Origin of the sequence: Micromonospora sp. U56 (assembly GCF_018070095.1) — a bacterium.
Taxonomy (GTDB): domain Bacteria; phylum Actinomycetota; class Actinomycetes; order Mycobacteriales; family Micromonosporaceae; genus Micromonospora; species Micromonospora purpureochromogenes.
Map to the genome: position 1 here is coordinate 1 of NZ_JAGPYL010000232.1, position 2770 is coordinate 2770.

1 protein-coding gene and 1 pseudogene are annotated in these 2770 nt (G+C 68.0%); one reads left to right on the plus strand and one right to left on the minus strand.

Annotated elements, in window-relative coordinates; all coding sequences use genetic code 11:
• Positions 1–462 precede the first annotated feature (462 nt).
• A pseudogene (locus KBX37_RS33650) lies at positions 463–1675 on the plus strand (IS110 family transposase); the annotation flags it as partial.
• Positions 1676–1909: 234 nt separating this feature from the next.
• Here KBX37_RS33650 and KBX37_RS33655 read toward each other — a convergent pair.
• The gene (locus KBX37_RS33655; protein WP_210779855.1) at positions 1910–2467 is read right to left on the minus strand and encodes a hypothetical protein; all 558 of its coding nucleotides are present in this window, start codon (positions 2465–2467) and stop codon (positions 1910–1912) included.
• Between the last annotated feature and the right edge of the window lie 303 nt (positions 2468–2770).

Here is a 2770-nt window from a genome sequence, read left to right on the forward strand (position 1 = left end):
TCCGGTGTTCGGGTTCTGCTTGGTCGCTGAACCAGATACCGGAGACCTCGCTACATCTCGACCACCGACACGCGTAGATCCTCACCCAACAGCTCAAGCCCTGGCAGCGACTTCGACACAGGCCCTAATAGAGGGGCGAACGGTGATCGCCGCAGGTGGTGGGCTGGTCGGGATGCCTTGACCCTCCTCGGGGTTTAACCCTTCTCTGAGACAGGCGCCCGCCGGTGGCTGCCGGCGGCGGTCGCTGTTCGCGTTGTGGTTGGGTTCGTTTTCTGAGCCTGCCGCAGAGGCCCTCTCTCGCCGAGCCGTGAGCGTTCAGCTCTGATCCGATGACGGAGATCTCTGCGGTCTGCTGGGGTCACGAACGGCTTGTGGGAGGTCGGGCCAGGAGCCCTGCTATTAGGACGTCGCGTGCCCTACCGGCTCTGAGCAGCCAAGACACGGACCAGGGAAGGGGAGGCGTTGGACATCACGTGCGGGATCGACTGGGCCGAGGACCACCACGACGTGGCCTTGGTCGACGCCAGCGGACGGCGGCTGGCCAAGTTACGCATCGGCGATGACGCCGCCGGGTTCGCCAAGCTGCTGGACCTGCTCGCTGAGCACGGAGACCGTGCCGAGAGCCAGATCCCGGTGGCGATCGAGACCTCGCGCGGGCTGCTGGTGGCGTGCCTGCGAGCGACCGGGCGGCCGGTCTATGCGATCAACCCGTTTGGCGGTGTCCCGCTATCGGGATCGGCACTCGGCGGCACGTAAGAAGTCGGACGCCGGTGACGCGTTGGTGCTGGCCAACATCCTGCGCACCGACGCCCCGGCCCATCGGCCGCTACCGGCCGACACCGAGCTGGTCCAGGCCATCCGGGTGCTGGCCCGCGCGCAGCAGGACTTCGTCTGGGACCGCACCACCTTGCTGCTGCGGCTGCGCAGCCTGCTGCGCGAGTACTACCCGGCGATGTTGGCCGCGGCCGCCGGCGTCGAGGACGGCCTCGCCTCGCCGATAGCCCGCACGCTGCTGCGCGCCGCCCCCGACCCGGCCACCGCCGCCGCTCTGACCGTCGAGCAGATCAGCGGCCTGCTCGTCCAAGCCGGCCGGCGCCGCTACATTACCGCGACCGCAACCCGGCTGCACGCCATCTTCCGCGCCAGCCACCTCCGCCAGCCGCCGATGATCGAACACGCCTTCGGCCGCCAGGCCCTCGGCCCGCTACGCCAGCTGGACACCGCCATCAGCAACGCCGAGGACCTGGCCGCAGCCACCGTCGAGGCCTTCGCCCAGCATCCCGACGCACCTGTGATCACCAGCTTCCCCGGCCTTGGCCCGCTGCAGGGCGCCCGCATCCTCGGCGAGATCGGCGACGACCGAGGCAGGTTCCCCACCGCCCGCGCGTTGAAGGCCTACGCCGGCGCCGCGCCGGTCACTCGAGCCTCCGGCAAGAGCCGCGCTGTCTTCAACCGCAAGGCCAAAAACCAGCGTCTGGCCTCGGTCGGCTACCAGTGGGCGTTCTGCGCCCTGACCACCTCACCCGGCGCACTGGCCCACTACCGCCGACGACGAGACCGCGGCGACTGGCACACCGCCGCGCAACGCAACCTGTTCAACCGGATGCTCGGCATCCTCCACCACTGCCTGACCACCGGCCAGCCCTACGACGAGACCAGAGCCTTTCCGGCACTGGGACCGGCAGAGCCGACGATGCAAAGCCCGGAAACGACCGTCCCGCACCGCGCCAACCCTGGGACTCTGCCCCACACCCCGGCCCTCCAAGGAGCCGCCGGTTGACACACACCCCTGTGGGAGGTCTCAGAGATCAGCCGGGGGCGGATCACCTCGCCGGGCACCAGCCTCCCCGGACGGTCTACGACCGCCCGACGAGGAGATCCGCTTCAGCTCCAGCGTTCGTTCCCGGTGTCATCCAAGTTGCTTGCATCGCTGGTCGGGCGCGCCGTACCAGACGGTTCCTACGATGGGGACAGGGGAAGTAACCTCTTTGGTCTGCTTGTCGCCGGTCTCGACCGAGAACTGCATCGGCAACGGCTCGGCCTCGATTTCGACCGAGCACTCAATCCGCGCCTTGACGTCGATCCAGGCGGTACCGCCGACGCGTATTGGCACGGACTGTCCGGTGCCACGGATCAGGAGACCACGCGTCTGTGCCGTGACCGCACGGACCGTGATCGGCGCGGAGCCAGCGTTGATCACGACCAGTTGCGCGTCTAGTTGGAGCACTCCCTCACCGGCGGAGCCTCCACCGCCGACTGATGCGGGGAAGGCCACGAGTGAGATCGAAGACATCTGCTCCCGCTGTTGGCGGGCGTCGCGCCACTCGCTGACGACGACACCGCCAAGAACAACACCGACTACGAAGGAAGCGACGAGCCGCAGCACCATCTTTCTGCTGCCCATCCGGTGGTCAGGGCTGACGCCCGCCTCGGCTGGCTGATTGTTGTACTCGTCCAGATCGATCACGCCACGCCCTCCCCCGACATGGCGTCAGCCTAAAGTCTGACTGACGATTCGTGGGCCTCGCCGACGGCCGCATGTCACCGTGCCATCCACGTGCCAGTAGCCCGTACCCCGGCCGGTCATCACCGGGCACGAACCTGCCGCCTTGACCTGGCACACCATGTCCTTGTCAGCCGTGATCTTCGTCCTTCCAGACTCGTAAATCGGTGAGCGAGTGGGCAGGCGGCAGCGCCCGGCGTAGCGCAGCGGAGCCGGGCTGTGGGTTTGTTGCGGTCAGGCCGCGTTGGGTAGATCGGGTTGGGGCTG